This is a genomic window from Acidovorax sp. GW821-FHT11A03 (assembly GCF_058809075.1).
The window spans coordinates 97,113-116,177 of sequence record NZ_JBXASG010000012.1 but is presented as its reverse complement, the minus strand read 5'-3'; the positions used below and the strand labels follow the sequence as shown (position 1 = coordinate 116,177).

Sequence of the window (19,065 nt, the reverse complement as noted above, 5' to 3'; positions counted from 1 at the left end):
ACCTCCGGGTTGCCGGCCTGCATCGGTCATCATGCCCGCAGCGGCAGCACCAGCCTGAACTCCGCCCCGCGCCCCGCATCGCTGTCCACTTCCAGTGTCCCCCCGTGGCGCTGGATCACCGTGTGCACCAGCGCCAGCCCGAGCCCCACGCCTCCGATGGCGGGGTGGCTGCGGTCATGCAGCCGGCGAAACGGCGCGAACAGCTGGCCCTGCAGTTCCGGGGCGATGCCGGGGCCTTCGTCGCGCACCGACACGACCCAATGGCGGCCCCGCTGCACGATGGAGCACTGCACCACGCCTTCTTCGGGGCTGAACTTGACGGCGTTGTGCAGAACGTTGGCCAGCGCGCGGCACAGCATGGCGCGGTCGCCCACGGCGGGGGCGGTCTCCGGCGCGGCGGCGATGGTGACCTCCACGCCACGGTCGCGGGCCAGGGCCCAGATGTCGTCGACCGTTTCGGCCAGCGCCGCCACCAGGTCCAGGGGGGCCATCCGGTATTCCTGCGTCTCGGCGCTGGCCAGCTTCACGAAGTTTTCCGCCATGCCCAGGGATGCGCGCGCATAGCGCTCGATGCGCAGCATCAGCTCGTCGCCCGGCATGCGGCCGGGGTAGGCACGCTGCATTTCCAGCAGCGTCAGGATGGAGGCATTGGGGGTGCGGATGTCGTGCGAGATGAAATTCATCGCCTGGTCGCGCTGCAGCTGTGCGCGCCGCATCTCGGTGAGGTCCACCAGCGTCATCAGCCAGCCCGCCTTGGCCAGGTCGGTGAAGGGCCTGCACTGCACCAGCAGGCTGCGGCCCTGGGCGTCGTTGCCTTCGCTTTGTTCGGGCATGCACTGGTTGAGCAGCTTGTCCTGTGTGATGAGCGGCTGCCCGGTGCCGGTCTGCACCAGGTCGTGAAGCAGGTCGACCACGGACTGCCCCTGCAGCGGCACCAGCGGGTCTCCACCCACGTGGCGGCGCGCTGCCACGTTGGTGAGCAGGATCCGCCCCTGGGGGTCGCAGACGATGGTGGGTGAGGGCAGCTGCTGCAGGCTCTCGCTCACGAAGTGGTGCAGGTCGCGCAGCTGGCGGGATGCGCGCTCCACGGCGTTGATGCGTTTTTCCAGGAAATCGCCCGAATCGCCCGTGCGGGGCTGCAGCCGCATCGACAGGCCGTCGCGCTGCAGGCGCTCCATTTCCAGCCGCAGGAAGTGGGCGGCCGCGCTCAGGCGGCGCCAGCTCCACAGGGGGTAGGCCAGCACGAGCCCGGTCAGTGCCGCGGCGGGCGCGAACTGCAGGCCCACCCACCAGGGCAGGGCCACGCTCAGCAGCAGGGTGGCCACCCCCAGCCCCGCGCTGGTGAGCAGCGCGATGAACGGCCCCACCAGCAGCAGGGCCAGCAGCGCGCCCGCCACCGGGGCCAGGTTGAACAAGGTGTTGAGGGCGGGGGCGGCTGGCTGGATCCGCACACCCGAGAGGCGGCCGTCCAGCACCTGGGCCACCACCTCCACGCCGGGCATGAGCCGCGACTGCTGGCTCATGGGGGTGGCAAACATGTCGCCCAGGCCGGCGGCGGCCGCGCCCACGAGCACGTACTTGCCGCGAAACGCATCCGCGGGTACCTGGCCGCGCAAGACGGCGATGTACGAGTAGGTGGTGAAGTGGCCCGGTCCGCCAGCGTAGGCAATCAGGGTGCGGTCGGCGCGCTGCCATGGGCCGGAGGCCGCCATGCGCGCGGGCTCGGCGTTCCCCGGCCCGGCGTGCGGGGCGGCGCAGTGCGCCAGGGCGGGGTCCGCCACGCACTGCAGCGCCATGCTGAAGTGGGGCCAGGGCGCCGCGGCCGGCCCTTCCTGCAGGTACAGGCTGCGCACCACGCCGTCGTTGTCCGGCACCACGTGCACGTGGCCCAGGCGGGCCGCGGCATCCGCGAACGCGGGCCAGGGCAGGTCGGCCGTGTCGGCGGCCGGGCCATGGCCGCGCCGCAGCACCGGCAGCACCACGCGCCCGCTGCGCTGCATGGCGTCGGCCAGCAGCACGTCGTCGCCGGGGTAGTCCAGGTCCTCCTCGTTGAAGAGCACGTCCATGCCGATGGCGCGGGGCTGCTGGGCCGACACCCGCGCGATCAGTTCCGCGTGCAGCGCCCGCCGCCAGGGCCAGCGGCCGATCGCCGCGATGCTGGGGTCGTCGATGGCCACGATCACGATGTCGGGGTGCGCGGGGCGGGAGATCAGGCGCAGGCCGGCGTCCTGCACCAGGTGGTTCACCCGGCTCAGGCTGTCGGCGGTGCTGAGCCACGCCACCAGCCCCAGCAGGGCGATGGACAGGAGGCTCCATTCCAGGCGCCGCTGCTGGCCCCGGGTCCGTCCGGCGGTCCGCATCGGCTCAGCCTCTCCGTGCCCTGGGCTGCGGGCGCGGTGCCGGGCTGGGGCGCGGGCGGGCTCTCAAGGCCGCCCCACGGGCTGGCCGTTCGATGTGGAGACCGGCAGGCCGGTGCCCGTGCTGACCCCTGAACCCACCCGGATCTGGCGTGGCGGCGAGAAGTCGCTTTGCAGGCCCGTGGAATCCTGCACCTGGATGCGCACCAGGTAGCTGCCCGCGGGCAGGTTGCCGGCCCGCCATTCGGGAGCATCGAGCAGGGTGTCGAGCACGAGCTTGTCGAATGCGAGGTCGCCGGCACCGGCCAGCTGCAGGCGGAATCGCTGGCCGGGCAGCGCAGGCCAGTGCAGGCGCACGTCGGTGTCGCCTTCCTGCGCCTGCACCGACTGCAGGGACAGAGTGGCGGGGCGGTCCGCCACCATGAAGGGCTGGGGCGGTGCAAACGGCCCCTGGTCGGCCTGGCCATCGGGCAGTTCCAGCAGGCTGGCCACGCGCCAGAAGTAGCTGCCCGCGGGCAGGGCACCCAGGGGCAGGCGGCACTCGCCCAGGCGCTGCGCATCGAGCAGCGGCTGGGCGAACTGCGCGCTGCCGGCCACCTGCACGCGGTACCAGCGCGCGCCGGGCACGTGGGTGCACAGCAGCTCGCCCGTGCCGCTGACCACCACGGCGCCGGGCGCGGGCTGCTGGTACAGCGGCGCCACGGGGCGCGTCTTGATCGCGAAGGGCAGCACGGCGGGCAGCCCCGGGATGCCCGCATCGTCCAGTGCGCGCACGGACAGGTAGTACTTGCCGTCTTCCAGGGCTTTCCAGCGCAGCTGGCCGTCCGCGAAGCGGCCGTGGCGCAGCACCTGGGTGAAATCCGGGTCCCGGGCCACCTGGGCCTCGTAGCGGACCGCGCCGGGCAGCGCGGGCACATCGATGGCCAGCAGGCCCGCATCCCCCAGCGTGGCCGGCACGCCCGACGTGTCGGGCGCCGCCAGCAGGGGCCGGGGGGCGCCGACGGTGCCATCGGCCGCCACGGCCAGGCCCTGGCCCGGCGCGAGCATGGCGCCGGTGGGCGCGGGGGCGGCGGTGGCACCGTCCGGGCGCGGCTGCACCGCCACGGAGCCGCTTTGCACCGAGGCGGTGGTCTGGCCGGCGTCGCCCATCGCCACGCTGAAATGGGTACCGCGCACGCTGGTCACGGCCAGCGGCGTGCGCAACTCGAAGCGGCGAAACGCCTCGGCGCTGGGTGGCACCGAGGACTCCACCGCGCCGCTGCGCATCTCCAGCACCGATTGCAGGCTGCCCGCGCGCCCTCGCCGGCGCAGCTGCCGCAGCTGCAGCTCGGAATGGGCCTGGACCCGTACCACCGTGCCATCCGCGAGCTTGACGGCCACGAAGGCATCGGGGCCGACCTGCACCACGGCGCCTTCATCGAGCCGGCCGCCCTTCACAAGGGGCTCCGGCGCGGCATCCGCGCGCGCCTGCCCGGTGGCCATGCCGTGCACGAACTCCACGGTGGCCGGCTCCGAAGGCTGCAGGTGCACCGGAATCCACACCACCGAGCCCGGCTGCAGGCGCCGGGGGTTGGCCACCTTGTTGCGGGCCTGCAGCAGCGGCCATTGGTGGGGGGCGGCCAGATAGGATCTGGCCAGGCCTTCGAGCGTGTCCCCTGCCTGCACGGTGTGGGGAATCTCGTCACCCTGGGGCGTGGCGGAGCGGGCCTCGGCGCGGGGGGGCACCAGGCTCGCCAGGAAGCCGAGGGTGAGTGCCGCGGTGGCGCCCAGGGTCCAGCGGACGCGCCCTTTCATCGTTGCCAAGTCAGATCTCCTTTGTGCCGCCTCGGGCGGCTGGGCAGGCCACGGCGCCCTCTGGGGGCCGTGGAAGGTGGTTCGGGTCAGGCCCTTCGCTGGGCCTCCACGGCTTCAAAACGGTAGCCCACGCCGTAGACTGCCGAGACGATGAAACCGTTGGAAGGCCGCAGGTCCAGCAGGGTGCGCAGGCGCGAGATGTGGGTGTCCAGCGAGCGCGACATCACATCCGCGACCTGGCCCCAGATGATGTCCTTGAGGTGGTCGCGCGACAGCAGCCGGCCCATGTTCTGAAACAGGAACAGGGCGAGATCGTACTCGCGGTTTTTCAGCTCCACCGGCACGCCGTCGATTTCGATGGAGCGGGTCTCGCACAGGAAGCGGTAGCGCCCGAACTCCACCACGCCGCCCGCATTGTCCGGATAGGCGCGGCGCAGCAAGGCCGAGACGCGGGCATTGAGCTCGCCGATGCGCACGGGCTTGACCATGAAGTCGTCCGCGCCGCTGCCCAGGCCTTCGACGATGTCGCGCTCTTCCTGGCGGTGCGTTACGAACAGGATGGGCAACTGGGTGCCCACGTTCTTGCGCACCCAGCGCACCACTTCCGGCCCGGTGGTGTCTGGCAGGTGCCAGTCCACGATCAGCAGGTCAAAGGTTTCGCGGCGCATTTCACGCAGCAGGTCCGCGCCATTGAGATGGGTGTGGCAGACATGGCCCATTGCCTCCGTGGCCTGTTTGATCAGATCCAGCTGGAGCGCATCGTCGTCCAACGCGGCTATGCGCATGGTTTCCCCCGTCGAGAATGCAATTGCGGATTATTTGCGAGAACCACCGCCTCCGAGGGGGCGGGCACGCGGTGCCGTCAGCAAGTTGACATTTGTTGACGGTTTGTGGCGCGCCGGGGACGGGGAAGGGCGGGCGCCGTTCAGCGGTCGGGGGCCAAGGGGCGGGACTCTGGGGCAATCTCGCGCACCAGCCGCATGCCGACCAGGGTGTAGCGGGTCTGCGGGCTGTTCCAGTTGCGGTAGCCGCAGCGCGCGTAGAACGACCATGTGTGCCACGAGCCTCCCCTGCGCACGCGCACCGAGCCTTCGTCGGGCCCCTGCGGGTCGTCGTGCGGAGACTGTGCGTAGTACGTGTCCCCGTGCCAGTCCGATACCCATTCCCAGGCATTGCCCAGCATGTCGTGCAGCCCGAAGGCATTGGGCGCATAGCTGCCCACGGGCGCGGTGAAGGCGTGGCCGTCGCTGCCCTCCAGCGCGTGCTGCCGCCAGCGGGGCCACAGGGGGGCGGCCTCCTGGTCGAAGGTATTGGCGGTGCGCAGCAGCCCCTGCGGGTCATCGCCGTGGGGGTAGCGGGTGCGGGTGCCCGCGCGGCAGGCGTACTCCCATTCGGCCTCGGTCGGCAGGCGGTAGCGGTGGCCTTCGGTGCGGCTCAGCCACCGGGCCAGGGCCTGGGCGTCGTTCCAGGTCACGTTGACGACCGGGTGGTCCGGGCCTTGCGCAAAGCCGGGGTTGCGCCACGAATAGCGCGGGTCGCGGCCCTCAAACGCATCGCCGCGCCGCGTGGTGGCCGGGTCGTAGGCAGGGTTGTAGCCATAGCCGCCGGTGCCGTCCGCCTCGGACTCGGGCTGGTACCCGGATGCTTGGACAAAGCGCCGGAACTGCCCCACCGTGACCTCGTGCTGGCCCAGGTAGAAGGCGCGGGTGACGTGCACCTCGTGGGCCGGGGACTCGTCTGCCAGGTCGGTCAAGCGCTGGCGCTCCAGCAGCGGGAAGGCTTTTTCCAGGGTCTCGAGCGGCGGGACGCCACCCATCCAGAAGCTGCCCGCCGGCACCCGGACAAAGGCCATGCCCAGGCTGTTGATCCAGGGGGCCGTGGCGGGGCGCGCGTCCTGCGCTGCCGGTGGGTGCTGGCAGCCGGCCAGCAGCGCAGTCAACACCACTATCAGCGCCCCACGGCGAACTGCCGGCAATGCAGGCAATGCCGGCGGCAATGGGGCGGCGCGGGCGCGTGGCCTCAAGGCTTGTCCTGCAACTCACTCACGCATTCGAACACCAGGCGCGAGCCGTCGTTGCGCAGCAGTTTGGCGTGCAGGGCCATGCGCTGGCATTCGCGGCTGGCCGCGGCGTAGGCCTGGGAGGTGTCTGGGCCATAGACCGGCACACTGAAAGTGCGGTCGCGGCCCGAGGCCATGGGGCCCGAGGGGCCATGGGGGTTGGTCGCATTGCAGCCGGCGAGCAAGGCCAGCACTGACACCGAGGCACACAGCAGTTTCATGGAAGTCTCCCGAGCAGATCAGGGAACGCAGTTTACGCACATGCCCGCACGCCAGGCATGCTCGTAGCCGTCAAGACACGGCGCGCGGCGCCATTTTTTACCTATTCAGGCCCCAGGCGCAGTCACCATGTGCCTTGAGTGCTATAAAAAAGAGCATTTCCGTGCAATGCCCAGGCGCGGCCAGAGTGCCCGGCTTACGCCGCAGAGGCTGCCTCGGCCAGGGCCTGCAGGGCGGCAGCCACCTCGGCGGCCTGCACGCCGTCCACTGGTGCCAGGCGCGGGGCCAGGGTTTGCAGCGCCGTGCTGTCCTTTTGTAGCTGGGCAATGGCCTGGCCAGCTTCCTTGGGCGCGTCAAAACCGATGCTTTGCAGCAGCAGGCGGCCGTCTGCATCCACGAGCTTGAAGTAGAACTTGCCGTCGGCTTCGCGGTACTGCTTGAACGAAGGCAGCGCGGCTTTCGCGGCCTTGGCGGGCTTGGGCGCCGCAGTGGCCTGGGCCAGACTGCGCAGGCCCACAGCGGCGCGCAGCTCGCGGATGAACGGCGTGGCCAGCGCGCGGGCGCGTTCGGCACCGGCCAGCAGCGTTTGCTCGATGCGCGCGGGGTTGTGGATGAGTTCCTCGTACTGCGCGCGCATGGGGGCGATCACCTGGTCCACGCGCTCGAACAGGGTGTTCTTGGCATCACCCCAGGCGATGCCGTCGGCGTAGGCCTTGCGCAGGGCCTCGGTCTCCGCGGGCGTGGCGAAGGCCTGGTAGATCTGGAACAGCGCGGAGCCTTCGACCTCCTTGGGCTCGCCGGGCGCGCGCGAATCGGTCAGGATGCCGCCGATGAGCTTCTTGAGCTGCTCGCGCGAGCTGAACAGCGGGATGGTGTTGTCGTAGCTCTTGCTCATCTTGCGGCCGTCCAGCCCCGGCAGGGTGGCCACGTGGTCGTCGATGGCGGCTTCGGGCAGCACGAAGTGCTCGCCGTAGAGGTGGTTGAAGCTCGCAGCCATGTCGCGCGCCATCTCGATGTGCTGGATCTGGTCGCGGCCCACGGGCACCTTGTGGGCCTTGAACATCAGGATGTCGGCGCCCATGAGCACGGGGTACATGAACAGCCCGGCCGTCACGCCGTCGTCCTGTTCGCGCCCGGCGGCGGTGTTCTTGTCCACGCTGGCCTTGTAGGCGTGGGCGCGGTTGAGCACGCCCTTGCCGGTCACGCAGGTCAAGAGCCAGGTGAGTTCAGGGATCTCGGGGATGTCGGACTGGCGGTAGAACGTGACCTTCTCGGGGTTCAGCCCTGCGGCCAGCCAGCTCGCCGCGATCTCCAGCGTGGAGCGCTGGATGCGCGCCGGGTCTTCGCACTTGATGAGCGCGTGGTAGTCGGCCAGGAAGTAGAAGCTCTGCACGCCGGGCGTGAGGCTGGCGGCCACGGACGGGCGGATGGAACCCACGAAGTTGCCCAGGTGGGGCGTGCCCGTGGTGGTGATGCCGGTGAGAAAGCGCGTGGTGCTCATGGAGACGGTGTCAGCAAAAAGGGGGAGAAAAGGCGATCAGCGCAGCAAGGCGGTGAGCGGCGTGAGCAGCAGGTTGATGGCGCCGTAGCCCAGCGACATCAGCGGGCGCAGCCACAGCGTGCCCACCACGCCCGCGATCACGAGGCCCATCACGATGAAGAAGCCCCAGGGCTCGATGCGCGAGACCATGTGGGCCTGTTTCCAGGGCAGCAGGCCCACCAGGATGCGCCCGCCGTCGAGCGGAGGCAGCGGAAACAGGTTGAACGCCCACATCACCAGGTTGACCAGCACCCCGGCGCGGGCCATTTCGATGAAGAAGCGCTCGTCCACGCCAAAGCCCACCAGGGACACCAGCAGCACGGCCCAGACGATGGCCTGGATGAAGTTGGAGGCGGGCCCCGCCAGCGCCACCCACACCATGTGCTTCTTGGGGTTGCGCAGGTTGCCGAAGTTGACCGGCACGGGCTTGGCATAGCCGAACAGGAAGGCCCCCGAGGTCGCGAAGTACAGCAGCAGCGGCATCAGGATGGTGCCGACCGGGTCGATGTGCTTGAGCGGGTTGAGGGTGATCCGGCCCATCATGTACGCGGTGTTGTCGCCAAAGTGGCGCGCGGCGTAGCCATGGGCTGCCTCGTGCACGGTGATGGCGAACAGCACCGGCAGGGCGTAGATCAGAACGGTTTGGATGAGATTGGAGATGTCCACCTGTCGATTGTCTCAGACGCGTGGCATGGGTCCCGGGCCGCGCGGGAGGAGGGGCCTGCCGGGCAGCGTGGCGGCCAGTGGTACGACAAGATCGGGAGTGGCGGACAAATCGTTGATAGCATGTGGCATGGCGTAACGAATTGCATCTGTTGGGCTCGCGTCCAGCCCTTTTCTTGCGCTCTGGCCCACACTCATACTACGCAGACCCCTTTCGGAGACATTCCCGTGCCCTTGGATCACCTCAAAATCGGAACCCGCCTCATTCTTGCGTTCGGGGGCATCGCCCTGCTGGTGGCGCTGACCATGGGCATGGCGATGTCCAGGATCGGCCGGGCCGAAGACGCCTACCGCGGCGCGGTGTCCACGGCCAGCAACGCCGCCGCGGACGGTGAACGCACGGCCAAGGCCACGCAGGCGCAGGAGCACCTACAAGGCGCGCGCGGCTGGATCGTGGGCGGCGGGCTGGCGGTGTTCGCGCTCTCGCTGGTGGCTTTTCTCACGCTGCGCAGCGGCATTGTCAGCCCGCTCAACCAGGCCATCCTGATCGCCGAAACCGTGGCCTCGGGGGACCTGAGCCAGGAATTCAGTTCGGACCTGGAAGGGGACTTCGGCCGGCTGCTGGGGGCGCTGGGCACCATGGAAGACACGCTGACCGACCTGGTGTCGCGCATCAAGCAGGATGCGGATGCCATCAGCGCCTCCGCGGTGAACATCGACCACGGGAACACCGACCTGTCCCGCCGTGCGGAGGACCAGGTGTCCTCCCTGACCGAAACGGCGGCCAGCATGGAGCAACTGACCGCCACCGTGCGCCAGAACGCCGAGCGCGCCCATTCCGCCAGCGGCCTGGCCGTCAAGGCCTCGGCCATCGCCGAGCACGGCGGCACCGTGGTGGGCGAGGTGGTGCAGACCATGCAGGCCATCAGCGGCAGCTCGCGCAAGATCGTGGACATCATCCAGGTCATCGAAGGCATTGCCTTCCAGACCAACATCCTGGCGCTGAACGCCGCCGTGGAGGCCGCCCGCGCGGGCGAGCAGGGCCGGGGCTTCGCGGTGGTGGCCAGCGAGGTGCGCAACCTGGCCCAGCGCAGCGCGGTCGCCGCGCGCGAGATCAAGGCGCTCATCAGCGCGTCGGTGGAGCAGGTGGAGAGCGGCGCCGGCCAGGTGGGCAAGGCTGGCAAGACCATGGCCGAAATCGTGACCGCCGTGGGCCAGGTGAGCGCGCTGCTGGGGGAAATCTCCATCGCCCTGCGCGAGCAGAGCGAGGCCATCAGCCACGTGAATGTGGCGGTGTCGCACATGGATGGCTCCACGCAGGAAACGGCCGCGCTGGTTCAGAGCGCCGTGTCCACCGCGACCTCGCTCACCGCGCAGGCCCGGGACCTGGAGCAGGCCGTGGGTGCGTTCAAGCTGTAGCCCCTGAGCGGCTGCGCCGCTTCCCCCTCAGGGGGACGCCACCGGTGGCCTGGCGGAGCCAGTTCCACGGTGGCGCTGGTTTTGGCAGCGCCGGTTTTTGGGCGCGGTAGCCTGAAAGGCGCTTTTGCCGATCCTCAAGACCGCTCTGCGCGGGCGCCGGGCGGGCCCCCGGGCCTGCAGTTTTTACAGCCCCAGAGCCTTCAAGCTGCCCCGGCCTTCGCGCATCACTTCGGGTTCGCCGCCGGTGCCCATGGGGGTCAGGTCCACCACCGTGGTGGGCTCCAGCGGGCAGGCGCCCGCATCCACCACGGCATCCACCAGCTTTTCATAGCGCTCGCGGATTTCCTGCGGGTCGTTCAGCGGTTCCGTCTCGCCAGCGGGTATCAGCGTGGTGGCCAGCAAGGGGGCGCCGTGCAGTTCCAGCAGCAGCTGCAGGCCCTTGCGGTCGGGCACGCGCAGGCCGATGGTCTTGCGCGAGGGGTGGCTCACGCGGCGCGGCACTTCCTTGGTGGCTTCGAGGATGAAGGTGTAGGGGCCGGGCGTGCCCAGCTTCAGCAGGCGGTACTGCCGGTTGTCCACGCGCGCATAGTTGGCCAGCTCCGACAGGTCGCGGCACAGCAGCGTGAGGTGGTGCCTGTCGTCCACCTGGCGGATGCGGCGCAGGCGGTCCACGGCGTCCTTGTCGTCCAGGTGGCAGACGAGGGCATAGCTGGAGTCGGTGGGCACGGCCACGATGCCGCCCTTTTGCAGCAGCGCCGCCGCCTGCTTGAGCAGGCGGGGCTGCGGGTTGTCGGGATGGACTTCGAAATACTGGGCCATGAACGGGTGCGCCTCAGGCGTTGGCCGGATGGAGGATGCGGTCGGACAGCAGCTCCCACACGGGTGTCAGCGCGCCGGGCAACAGCGGCAGGGTGCCCAGGTCGGTGTGCGATTCATCGGGGCTGTGGAAGTCGCTGCCGCGCGACGCGGCCAGGCCGAATTCCTGCGCCATGCCGGCGTAGGTGACGTATTCGGCAGCGCTGTGGCTGCCGGTGACGACCTCCACCCCGCGCCCGCCGTGGGTCTTGAACTCGGAAAACAGCGCGAATTCCTCATTGGCGCTGAACTTGTAGCGCGCCGGATGGGCAATGATCGCCATGCCGCCCGCGTCCGTGATCCAGCGCACGGCGTCGCCCAGCGACGCCCAGCGGTGCGGCACGTAGCCGGGCTTGCCTTCGGTGAGGAACTTGCGGAATACCTCGGAGGTGTCCTTGCAGACCCCGGTTTCCACCAGGAAGCGAGCGAAATGCGTGCGCGAGATCAGCGCCGGGTTGCCCACGAACTGCAGGGCGCCTTCATACGCGCCCTGGATGCCCACCTGGGCCAGCTGCTGCGCCATGTCCTTGGCGCGTTCGCCGCGCCCGCCCCGGGTCGCGGCCAGGCCCTGGGCCAGCTGCGCGTCGTCGGGGTCGAACCCCAGGCCGACGATGTGGACGGTGGTGTCGGCGAAGGTGACGGAAATCTCGGTACCCGTGAGATAGGCCATGCCCTGTGCGTGGGCGGCTGCGCGGGCGCGGTGCTGGCCGCCGATTTCGTCATGGTCGGTCAACGCCCACAGCTCGACACCGTTTGCCCTGGCCCGCGCGGCCAAGTCCTCGGGGGTCATGGTTCCGTCGGATACCACGGAATGGCAGTGCAGGTCGGCGTTGAGTATGGTTGTCACGAGGCCATTTTAGGGCTTGTACCGATAACGTGCCTTGCCGAACCCAGCAACACTGCAGTCAGGGGCATTGCGTCCGGCGGCCCGGCAACCTCGGCCGGGGCCATGTGCCGGGCAGTCCTTTCAGACCATCGTAGGCGTTCCAAGGAGCAACCATGAAATTCAACGACCTGCGCGTGTCCCACAAGATGTGGAGCGTCATCCTGGGCCTTCTGGCGCTCATGCTGGTCTCGGCCATCTGGACCCAGTGGTACGGCCGGCAGGTGACGGCGTCCACCGAAGAGGCCGTGGAAAAATACGAAGCCGCCATCACCACCGCCGTGACCTGGCGCGGCCTGGCCGAGGTGGCCGTGACGATGTCGATGGCGAGTTTCGTCACTACCGACCAGGCGCTCAAGGCCGACTTCGACACCCGGGTGGCCGCGCTCACCGCGCGCATCACGCCGGTGCAGGAAAAGATCAACAAGACCTCCGTCTCGCCCGAGGACAAGGCGGCGCTCGCGCAGGTGGCGGCCACGCGTGCGGATATCCGGGGCCAGACCGACAAGCTCAAGGAGCTGACGGATGCGGGCGATGCGGCGGCCAAGCAGGCGTACCTGGCGAACGTCTACCGCCCCAAGGCCGTGGCCTACCTGGAGGCCATCGACAAGTTCGTGGCCGCGCAGCAAAGCCAGCGCGATGAAGCCGTCCGTGCGGCGCACGACACGCGCGGTAACCTGGTGCTGATCGGTGCCGTGGCAGCCGTCGCCGTGGTGCTGCTGGGCATGCTGCTGGCCGCGATGCTGGTGCGTTCCATCACGGCGCCGCTGGACCGCGCGGTGGCCCTGGCCGAGGCCATCTCGGCGGGCGACCTCACGCAGAACATCCACGACGACCGCAAGGACGAGCTGGGCATGCTCACGCGGGCCCTGTCGGCCATGTCAGACCGCCTTCGCGGCGTGGTGAGCGAGGTGCGCTCGGGGGTGGACTCGGTGTCGTCGGCGTCGATCCAGATCGCCAACGGCAACCATGACCTGTCGGCGCGCACGGAGCAGACGGCCTCCAACCTGGAAGAGACGGCGGCGAGCATGGAAGAGCTGACGGCCACGGTGAGCCAGTCGGCGGACACCGCGCGCCAGGCCAACCAGCTGGCCGGAACGGCCGCGCAGGCGGCGGCACGCGGTGGTGAAGTGGTGGGCCAGGTGGTCACCAGCATGCAGCAGATCACCGACAGCTCGCGCAAGATCAACGACATCATCGGCGTCATCGACGGCATTGCCTTCCAGACCAACATCCTGGCGCTGAATGCTGCGGTGGAGGCGGCCCGGGCGGGCGAGCAGGGCCGGGGCTTCGCGGTGGTGGCCAGCGAAGTGCGCAGCCTGGCCGGGCGCAGCGCCGAGGCGGCCAAGGAAATCAAGACCCTGATCAGCGCCTCGGTGCAGAACGTGGAATCGGGGTCGGCCCAGGTGGCGCAGGCGGGCCAGAGCATGGAGGAAATCGTGGCGAGCGTGCAGCGGGTGAGCGACCTCATTGGAGAGATCACGGCATCCTCGACAGAGCAGCGCGACGGTATCGCCCAGGTGAACCAGGCGGTGACGCACCTCGACCAGATGACACAGCAGAACGCGGCGCTGGTGGAAGAGTCCACCGCCGCTGCAGCCTCGATGCGCGACCAGGCGCAGAGGCTGGCCGAGGTGGTGGCCATGTTCAACGTGGGGGCCGTGGCCAGCCGGGCTCCCACCGCGCCCGCCCGTTCCGCGCCACCCGCCATGGCGCCGAGGCCCGCGCCCGCCGCCAAGGCCCGCGTGGGTACCAGTGCCAGCGGCAAGCCCGCGGGCAGCGCCAAGGCGCCAGCGGCCGCGCGGCTGTCTTCCCCCGCGCCGGCCGCCGCCCCCAAGGCGGCTGCCCCGGCACCATCTCACTCACCGGCGCCACGCGCCACCTCGGGAGGCAACGACGATGAGTGGGAAAGCTTCTGATCCGGGGTGGAGGCCCTGGCCGCTGCCGAACTGATTGCTCTCGAAATAATAGCTGAAGGCGCTTGACCATCAAGCGCTGGAGGCCGTTTTTTGCAAGAACAGGCGCCAGGGGGCGCTGGCGCCCTGACTCTTGCCTCCCCCGTTCCACCTCTGTGCCCCGTTTGCGCCGCTCGCGGTCCGTGCCCGGCGTGCGCCCGCGTGGCCGCCGGTGGGGAATGCGGGTTTCTCCCGGTGAGGTGCTGGCGTGGCGGCGCGCCGGGCTGGCGTAGGCTATGGGTTGTTTGCTGATGTAATCGGATGTTTCCCTGGCGAACCTCGCCTTGCATGAAAACACTACAGATCCACGAGGAAGAACAACCCATGCAACTCGACAATATCCGCGTTTCCCGCAAGCTGTGGGGCGCATTTCTGGGCCTGATGATCGGCATGCTGCTGCTCTCGGGCTTTGCCCAGAACCGGGCCAACAGCTCCATGTCCTCGGCGATCGACGCCGTCGTGGACATCGAGGGGCGCATCTCCGCCGCCGTGCGCTGGCGCGGCGCCACCGAGACGGCCGTCACCATGGTCATGGGCGGCGCCGTGACCACGGATGCCGTGCTGGCCGAGCAGTATGGCGCCAAGGTCAAGGAGATCATCGGCAACATCAACAAGGTGCAGGAAGGCATCGTGGCCTCGGCCACCGCCCCCGAGGAAAAGGCTGCGCTGGACAAGGTGCTGGAGGCCCGCAAGGCCGTGCTGGCGGCCACCGCCAAGACCTGGGAGCTCAAGGGCGCCGGCGACGCCGTGGCGACCCAGCGGTTCGCCGACAACGAATTCGCCCCCCTGGTCACCAAATACCTCAAGGCGCAGGACGACTTCGTCGCCACGCTCGAGACGCGCCGCGACGCCATCCGCGCCGACGCCTCGGCGCGCCGCGTGGAATACGCGATCTGGGGAATCATCACCTCGCTGGTGCTGATGGCCGTGGGGCTGTTCCTGGCCTGGAAGCTGGTGCGCTCCATCACCCTTCCGCTGGATGAGGCGGTGAACACCATCGACGCCATCGCGGCGGGCGACCTCACCCAGGAGCTGCAATCCGTCCGCAAGGACGAGTTCGGCCACATGCTGCGCTCGCTGTCGGCCATGTCGGCACGCCTTCGCGGCGTGGTGAGCGAGGTGCGCTCGGGGGTGGACTCGGTGTCGTCGGCGTCGATCCAGATCGCCAACGGCAACCACGACCTGTCGGCGCGCACGGAGCAGACGGCCTCCAACCTGGAAGAGACGGCGGCGAGCATGGAAGAGCTGACGGCCACGGTGAGCCAGTCGGCGGACACCGCGCGCCAGGCCAACCAGCTGGCCGGAACGGCCGCGCAGGCGGCGGCACGCGGTGGCGAAGTGGTGGGCCAGGTGGTCACCAGCATGCAGCAGATCACCGACAGCTCGCGCAAGATCAACGACATCATCGGCGTCATCGACGGCATTGCCTTCCAGACCAACATCCTGGCGCTGAATGCTGCGGTGGAGGCGGCCCGGGCGGGCGAGCAGGGCCGGGGCTTCGCGGTGGTGGCCAGCGAAGTGCGCAGCCTGGCCGGGCGCAGCGCCGAGGCGGCCAAGGAAATCAAGACCCTGATCAGCGCCTCGGTGCAGAACGTGGAATCGGGGTCGGCCCAGGTGGCGCAGGCGGGCCAGAGCATGGAGGAAATCGTGGCGAGCGTGCAGCGGGTGAGCGACCTCATTGGAGAGATCACGGCATCCTCGACAGAGCAGCGCGACGGTATCGCCCAGGTGAACCAGGCGGTGACGCACCTCGACCAGATGACACAGCAGAACGCGGCGCTGGTGGAGGAGTCGACGGCGGCGGCGGCCTCGATGCGCGACCAGGCGCAGAGGCTGGCCGAGGTGGTGTCGGTGTTCAACGTGGGCGCGGTCGCGGTGCGCGCGCCAGCAGCACCCCGCCCGGCGCCCGCTGCCGCGCCCCGGCCGGCCGCGGCCAAGGTGGCCGCCACCCACCACCCGCGCGTGGCGGGGGCCAAACCCGCCGTTGCACGGCCTCCAGCACCGGCCCCGGCCCGGCTTGCGCCGCCCGCGGCCCCGGCGGCCCGGCCCGCGCCACCGCCGGCGGCGGCTTCCCGTGGCGGCGATGACGACTGGGAGAGCTTCTGACGGCCGCCACTGGGTTGGGCTGGTTGCTACTAAATAGATAGCTACCAGCGCTTGCCAGCCGTGCGCGGGCGGCCCATTTCATCGCGCCGTCTACCGCCTTCTCCATGAAGGCGGCCCTCGCTGCCTTGGTTCCTGTGGCGCCTTGTGCGCCGTTCGTTTCCGCGCACCCCCGAAAAGGACTTGCCCATGCCCCTCGTCAACATCCGCCTCGCCCGGCGCGACCTGCCCACCACGGCCGCGCAGAAGGCGGCGCTCATCGCCGGCGTCACCCAGCTGATGCAGCAGGTGCTGGACAAGCGGCCCGAGACCGTGACGGTCATCATTGACGAAGTGGACCCCGAAAACTGGGGCCAGGGCGGGGAGCCGGTGACGGCGATCCGCCAGCGCCGCCAGTGACCCGCGCGCGCAGTCCTCAGAGCTGCGCGCCCTCGACCAGGAACTGCACCTTGCGCTCGCCCTTCCACTCGTTCACATCGAGGCGGAAGGCCAGCAGCACGCGCGCGGGCAGTTGCTCGGTGTGGCCGAACCAGATGGCATCCACCGGGTTGCCCTGGTGCATGAGCTTGATCGACAGGTGGTTCTTGGACTCGCCCACCAGGCGCTGGCTCACGATCTGCACTTCTTCGCTGAACGTGGGCGGCGCAAAGCCCTGGCCCCAGACTTCGTGGTGCAGGGTGTCCACCATGTCGGCGCGGCAGTATTCGGGGGCCAGGGGGCCGTCGGTTTCGATGCGGCGGGTGAGGGTGGAGGCATCGAGCCACTCCTGCGCCACCTGGGCCAGGGCGCGCTCGAACACATCGAACACTTCTTCGGCCACGGTGCAGCCCGCCGCCATGGCATGGCCGCCGAACTTCAGCAGCACGCCCGGGTGGCGCTTGGCCACCAGGTCGAGCGCATCGCGCAGGTGAAAGCCGGGGATGGAGCGGCCCGAGCCCTTGAGCTCGTGCTCCTTGCCCGGCGCGCTGCTGGCCGCGAACACGAAGGTGGGACGGTGCAGCTTGTCCTTGATGCGGCTGGCCACGATGCCCACCACGCCTTCGTGGAAGTCGGGGTCGAACACGCTGATGGCCGGGGGCGGCTCCTCGTCTTCCTGGAACAGGCTCTCGGCCATCAGCATGGCCTGGTCGCGCATCCCGCCCTCGATCTCGCGGCGCTCGCGGTTGATGCCGTCGAGCAGGCCCGCCAGCTCGGCGGCGCGGCCTGCGTCGTCGGTCAGCAGGCATTCGATGCCCAGCGTCATGTCGGCCAGGCGACCCGCGGCATTGATGCGCGGGCCCAGCGCAAAGCCAAAGTCGAACGTGGTGGCCACCGGGGCCTTGCGGCCTGCGGCATGGAACAGCGCGGCGATGCCTGTGGGCATCTGGCCCGCGCGGATGCGCTTCAGGCCCTGGGCGACCAGGCGGCGGTTGTTGGCGTCGAGCTTCACCACATCGGCCACGGTGCCCAGCGCCACGAGTGTGAGCAGCGGGTCGAGCTTGGGTTGCAAGGGCTGGTGCGCCCCCACGCTCCTCACTACGTGTGGTTCGCTGCCCCCCAGGGGGGCGCTCGCGCCTTGGGGCGGCCCGGCGGCGCTCGGCGCATCAAAGATTCCGCGCGCCCGCAGCTCGGCCCGCAGCGCCAGCAGCACGTAGAACATCACGCCCACACCGGCCATGGACTTGCTCTCGAACGTGCAGCCGGGCTGGTTGGGGTTGACGATGGCGTCGGCCGCCGGCAGTTCGGGCCCGGGAAGGTGGTGGTCGGTCACGAGCACCTGCAGGCCCAGCGCCTTGGCCTCGGCCACGCCGTCCACGCTGGCGATGCCGTTGTCCACGGTGATGAGCACGTCGGCGCCGCGCTCGGCCACGCGCCGGGCGATGGGGGGCGTGAGGCCGTAGCCGTCCGTCACGCGGTCGGGCACGAGGTAGTCCACGTGCTGCGCGCCCAGCAACCGCAGTCCGCGCACGCCCACGGCGCAGGCGGTGGCGCCGTCGCAGTCGTAGTCGGCCACGATGACGAGGCGCTTGTTCTGCGCCATGGCGTCGGCCAGCAGGCGGGCGGCGGTGTCAATGCCTTTCAAACCCGAGGGAGGGAGCAGGCGGCCCAGGCCGTCGTCCAGCTCGTCCTTGGCACGCACGCCGCGCGCGGCATACAGGCGGGCCAGCAGCGGGTGCACGCCGGCTTGCTCCAGCGCCCAGGCGGCGCGGGGGGGGATGTCTCTTGCTACTATTTTCATAGCTTCTCGCGCAGTTCTGCAAAGCGCTGGGGCCTGAAAAGGCTTTGAAAACGCTGGGCCAGCGTGCGGGGCGCGCTGTGGAAGGCCAGCGCATTGCGCTCCCCACACAGTGTCAGTTGCACCGGCACGCCGTCTTCGGCCTTGCGCAGAAGGCCGGCCACGGGGCCTGCGTCCAGCGCGGTCCAGGCGGCGGCCCAGGCGCGCCAGTCTTCATTCAGCGCCGCGCCGCGCAGGGTGGTGGGCACCGTCGGCGCAGTGGCGGAGGTGGGGGCGGGCACAGGCAGGGGGCCGGTGCCATGCACCCAGAACGAGTTGATCACCGGCAGCCCGCGCGCCGTGCGCTCGTCGTTGAAGGCGTGGGTGTAGAGCAGCATCTGCATCTCGCTGTGCAGGCGGTGCAGCGTGCGGGCCTCGCGCGCATCCGGCATCCAGGCGCGCACGTCGCGCAGCAGCACGCGTTCCAGCGAGGCGGTGGCAAGCAGGGCAAACAGCGGGCTGCGGGCCAGCCAGCGCGTGGGCTGGTCGTAGTGCAGGGTGATGCCGTCTTCGGCGAACCAGGGGGACACGATGGCCAGCAGCGCGCGCGACGCGGCCTCGTCCAGTCCCAGGAGTTCAGGGTCGCGCAGCGTGACGTGGTCGGTGCTGACCTGCCACTGGCAGGGCGTGACAAAGGCCCAGGCCGCTCCATCGGTGGGCTGGCCCTGCTGGTGGCGGTGCCACGCGGCCCAGGGGATGCGGCCGTCCTGCGCAGGCAGGCCCAGGGCGCGCGCCAGGGCGCGTTCGTGGGGGGCGGAGAAGGTTGTTTCCTCGCCGCTGTCACTCTGGGCGGGATGGGGGCTGAGCCGGGCCAGAAGCCGGTCCAGGTGGGGCAGGGCCAGGCCCTGCAGGGCTTGCTGGCATCCCGGGGAGGCGCTGGCGGCGTAGGGAATGAGCAAATGGGTGGTGTCCGACATGGGCCTATTGTCCGGGATGCCACAATCTGGCCGGCCTGTGGCGTGCA

At 69.8% G+C, this 19,065-nt stretch carries 15 protein-coding genes; 4 read left to right on the top strand and 11 right to left on the bottom strand.

From position 1 onward, the window contains the following. Positions 1-29: 29 nt before the first annotated feature. From AC1RVY_RS25590 to AC1RVY_RS25560, 7 genes are all read right to left on the bottom strand, one after another. On the bottom strand, positions 30-2,360 hold the full coding sequence (locus AC1RVY_RS25590; protein WP_492808906.1) for a CHASE2 domain-containing protein: 2,331 nt from the start codon (positions 2,358-2,360) through the stop codon (positions 30-32). A 63-nt stretch (positions 2,361-2,423) separates the two neighbouring features. Then, positions 2,424-4,151 carry a FecR family protein gene (locus AC1RVY_RS25585; RefSeq protein WP_492246546.1) on the bottom strand — a complete coding sequence of 576 codons (1,728 nt, stop codon included), beginning with the start codon at positions 4,149-4,151 and terminating at the stop codon, positions 2,424-2,426. A gap of 86 nt (positions 4,152-4,237) precedes the next feature. Continuing rightward, a complete protein-coding gene (locus tag AC1RVY_RS25580) occupies positions 4,238-4,936 on the bottom strand; it encodes a response regulator transcription factor (RefSeq protein WP_218295783.1) in 699 nt (232 codons plus the stop codon). A gap of 140 nt (positions 4,937-5,076) precedes the next feature. Beyond that, positions 5,077-6,096, bottom strand: a complete 1,020-nt coding sequence (locus tag AC1RVY_RS25575; protein WP_492808904.1) for a formylglycine-generating enzyme family protein — start codon at positions 6,094-6,096, stop codon at positions 5,077-5,079. Positions 6,097-6,170: 74 nt separating this feature from the next. Further along, entirely contained in the window at positions 6,171-6,431 is a 261-nt protein-coding gene (locus tag AC1RVY_RS25570) for a hypothetical protein (RefSeq protein WP_218295782.1), read from the bottom strand. 194 nt (positions 6,432-6,625) lie between these two features. After that, entirely contained in the window at positions 6,626-7,930 is a 1,305-nt protein-coding gene (locus AC1RVY_RS25565; RefSeq protein ID WP_492808901.1) for a tryptophan--tRNA ligase, read from the bottom strand. Between the two features lie 36 nt (positions 7,931-7,966). After that, entirely contained in the window at positions 7,967-8,635 is a 669-nt protein-coding gene (locus AC1RVY_RS25560) for a site-2 protease family protein (RefSeq protein ID WP_218295780.1), read from the bottom strand. A gap of 225 nt (positions 8,636-8,860) precedes the next feature. Between AC1RVY_RS25560 and AC1RVY_RS25555 the strand changes: the two genes are divergently transcribed. Next, the gene (locus AC1RVY_RS25555; protein ID WP_369643118.1) at positions 8,861-10,051 is read left to right on the top strand and encodes a methyl-accepting chemotaxis protein; all 1,191 of its coding nucleotides are present in this window, start codon (positions 8,861-8,863) and stop codon (positions 10,049-10,051) included. A 183-nt stretch (positions 10,052-10,234) separates the two neighbouring features. Here AC1RVY_RS25555 and AC1RVY_RS25550 read toward each other — a convergent pair whose 3' ends face one another. Both AC1RVY_RS25550 and AC1RVY_RS25545 read right to left on the bottom strand, forming a co-directional pair. Next, positions 10,235-10,870, bottom strand: coding sequence for an L-threonylcarbamoyladenylate synthase (locus AC1RVY_RS25550; RefSeq protein ID WP_218295778.1), 636 nt, complete (start codon positions 10,868-10,870; stop codon positions 10,235-10,237). Positions 10,871-10,883: 13 nt separating this feature from the next. Then, a complete protein-coding gene (locus AC1RVY_RS25545) occupies positions 10,884-11,753 on the bottom strand; it encodes a 3',5'-nucleoside bisphosphate phosphatase (RefSeq protein WP_218295777.1) in 870 nt (289 codons plus the stop codon). A 152-nt stretch (positions 11,754-11,905) separates the two neighbouring features. Here AC1RVY_RS25545 and AC1RVY_RS25540 point away from each other — a divergent pair, with 152 nt between their 5' ends. The 3 genes from AC1RVY_RS25540 (at position 11,906) to AC1RVY_RS25530 (ending at position 16,246) form a co-directional block, all read left to right on the top strand. Beyond that, on the top strand, positions 11,906-13,708 hold the full coding sequence (locus AC1RVY_RS25540; RefSeq protein ID WP_492808898.1) for a methyl-accepting chemotaxis protein: 1,803 nt from the start codon (positions 11,906-11,908) through the stop codon (positions 13,706-13,708). A gap of 360 nt (positions 13,709-14,068) precedes the next feature. Beyond that, entirely contained in the window at positions 14,069-15,850 is a 1,782-nt protein-coding gene (locus tag AC1RVY_RS25535; RefSeq protein ID WP_218339975.1) for a methyl-accepting chemotaxis protein, read from the top strand. 186 nt (positions 15,851-16,036) lie between these two features. After that, on the top strand, positions 16,037-16,246 hold the full coding sequence (locus AC1RVY_RS25530; protein ID WP_218339977.1) for a tautomerase family protein: 210 nt from the start codon (positions 16,037-16,039) through the stop codon (positions 16,244-16,246). A 16-nt stretch (positions 16,247-16,262) separates the two neighbouring features. Here the strand turns inward: AC1RVY_RS25530 and recJ are convergent, their stop codons facing one another. After that, entirely contained in the window at positions 16,263-18,065 is a 1,803-nt protein-coding gene (gene recJ, locus AC1RVY_RS25525) for a single-stranded-DNA-specific exonuclease RecJ (RefSeq protein WP_492808895.1), read from the bottom strand. Beyond that, positions 18,062-19,018, bottom strand: coding sequence for a phosphoglycerate mutase (locus AC1RVY_RS25520; RefSeq protein ID WP_492245913.1), 957 nt, complete (start codon positions 19,016-19,018; stop codon positions 18,062-18,064). Before AC1RVY_RS25520 ends, recJ begins: the two co-directional genes overlap by 4 nt. Positions 19,019-19,065: the final 47 nt, after the last annotated feature.

Excerpts from the sequence above, each read along its gene's own strand:
- AC1RVY_RS25590 (WP_492808906.1), bottom strand. The coding sequence starts at position 2,360 with ATGCGGACCGCCGGACGGACCCGGGGCCAGCAGCGGCGCCTGGAATGG.
- AC1RVY_RS25585 (WP_492246546.1), bottom strand. The coding sequence starts at position 4,151 with ATGAAAGGGCGCGTCCGCTGGACCCTGGGCGCCACCGCGGCACTCACC.
- AC1RVY_RS25580 (WP_218295783.1), bottom strand. The coding sequence starts at position 4,936 with ATGCGCATAGCCGCGTTGGACGACGATGCGCTCCAGCTGGATCTGATC.
- AC1RVY_RS25570 (WP_218295782.1), bottom strand. The coding sequence starts at position 6,431 with ATGAAACTGCTGTGTGCCTCGGTGTCAGTGCTGGCCTTGCTCGCCGGC.
- AC1RVY_RS25565 (WP_492808901.1), bottom strand. The coding sequence starts at position 7,930 with ATGAGCACCACGCGCTTTCTCACCGGCATCACCACCACGGGCACGCCC.
- AC1RVY_RS25550 (WP_218295778.1), bottom strand. The coding sequence starts at position 10,870 with ATGGCCCAGTATTTCGAAGTCCATCCCGACAACCCGCAGCCCCGCCTG.
- AC1RVY_RS25540 (WP_492808898.1), top strand. The coding sequence starts at position 11,906 with ATGAAATTCAACGACCTGCGCGTGTCCCACAAGATGTGGAGCGTCATC.
- AC1RVY_RS25535 (WP_218339975.1), top strand. The coding sequence starts at position 14,069 with ATGCAACTCGACAATATCCGCGTTTCCCGCAAGCTGTGGGGCGCATTT.
- AC1RVY_RS25530 (WP_218339977.1), top strand. The coding sequence starts at position 16,037 with ATGCCCCTCGTCAACATCCGCCTCGCCCGGCGCGACCTGCCCACCACG.
- recJ (WP_492808895.1), bottom strand. The coding sequence starts at position 18,065 with ATGAAAATAGTAGCAAGAGACATCCCCCCCCGCGCCGCCTGGGCGCTG.
- AC1RVY_RS25520 (WP_492245913.1), bottom strand. The coding sequence starts at position 19,018 with ATGTCGGACACCACCCATTTGCTCATTCCCTACGCCGCCAGCGCCTCC.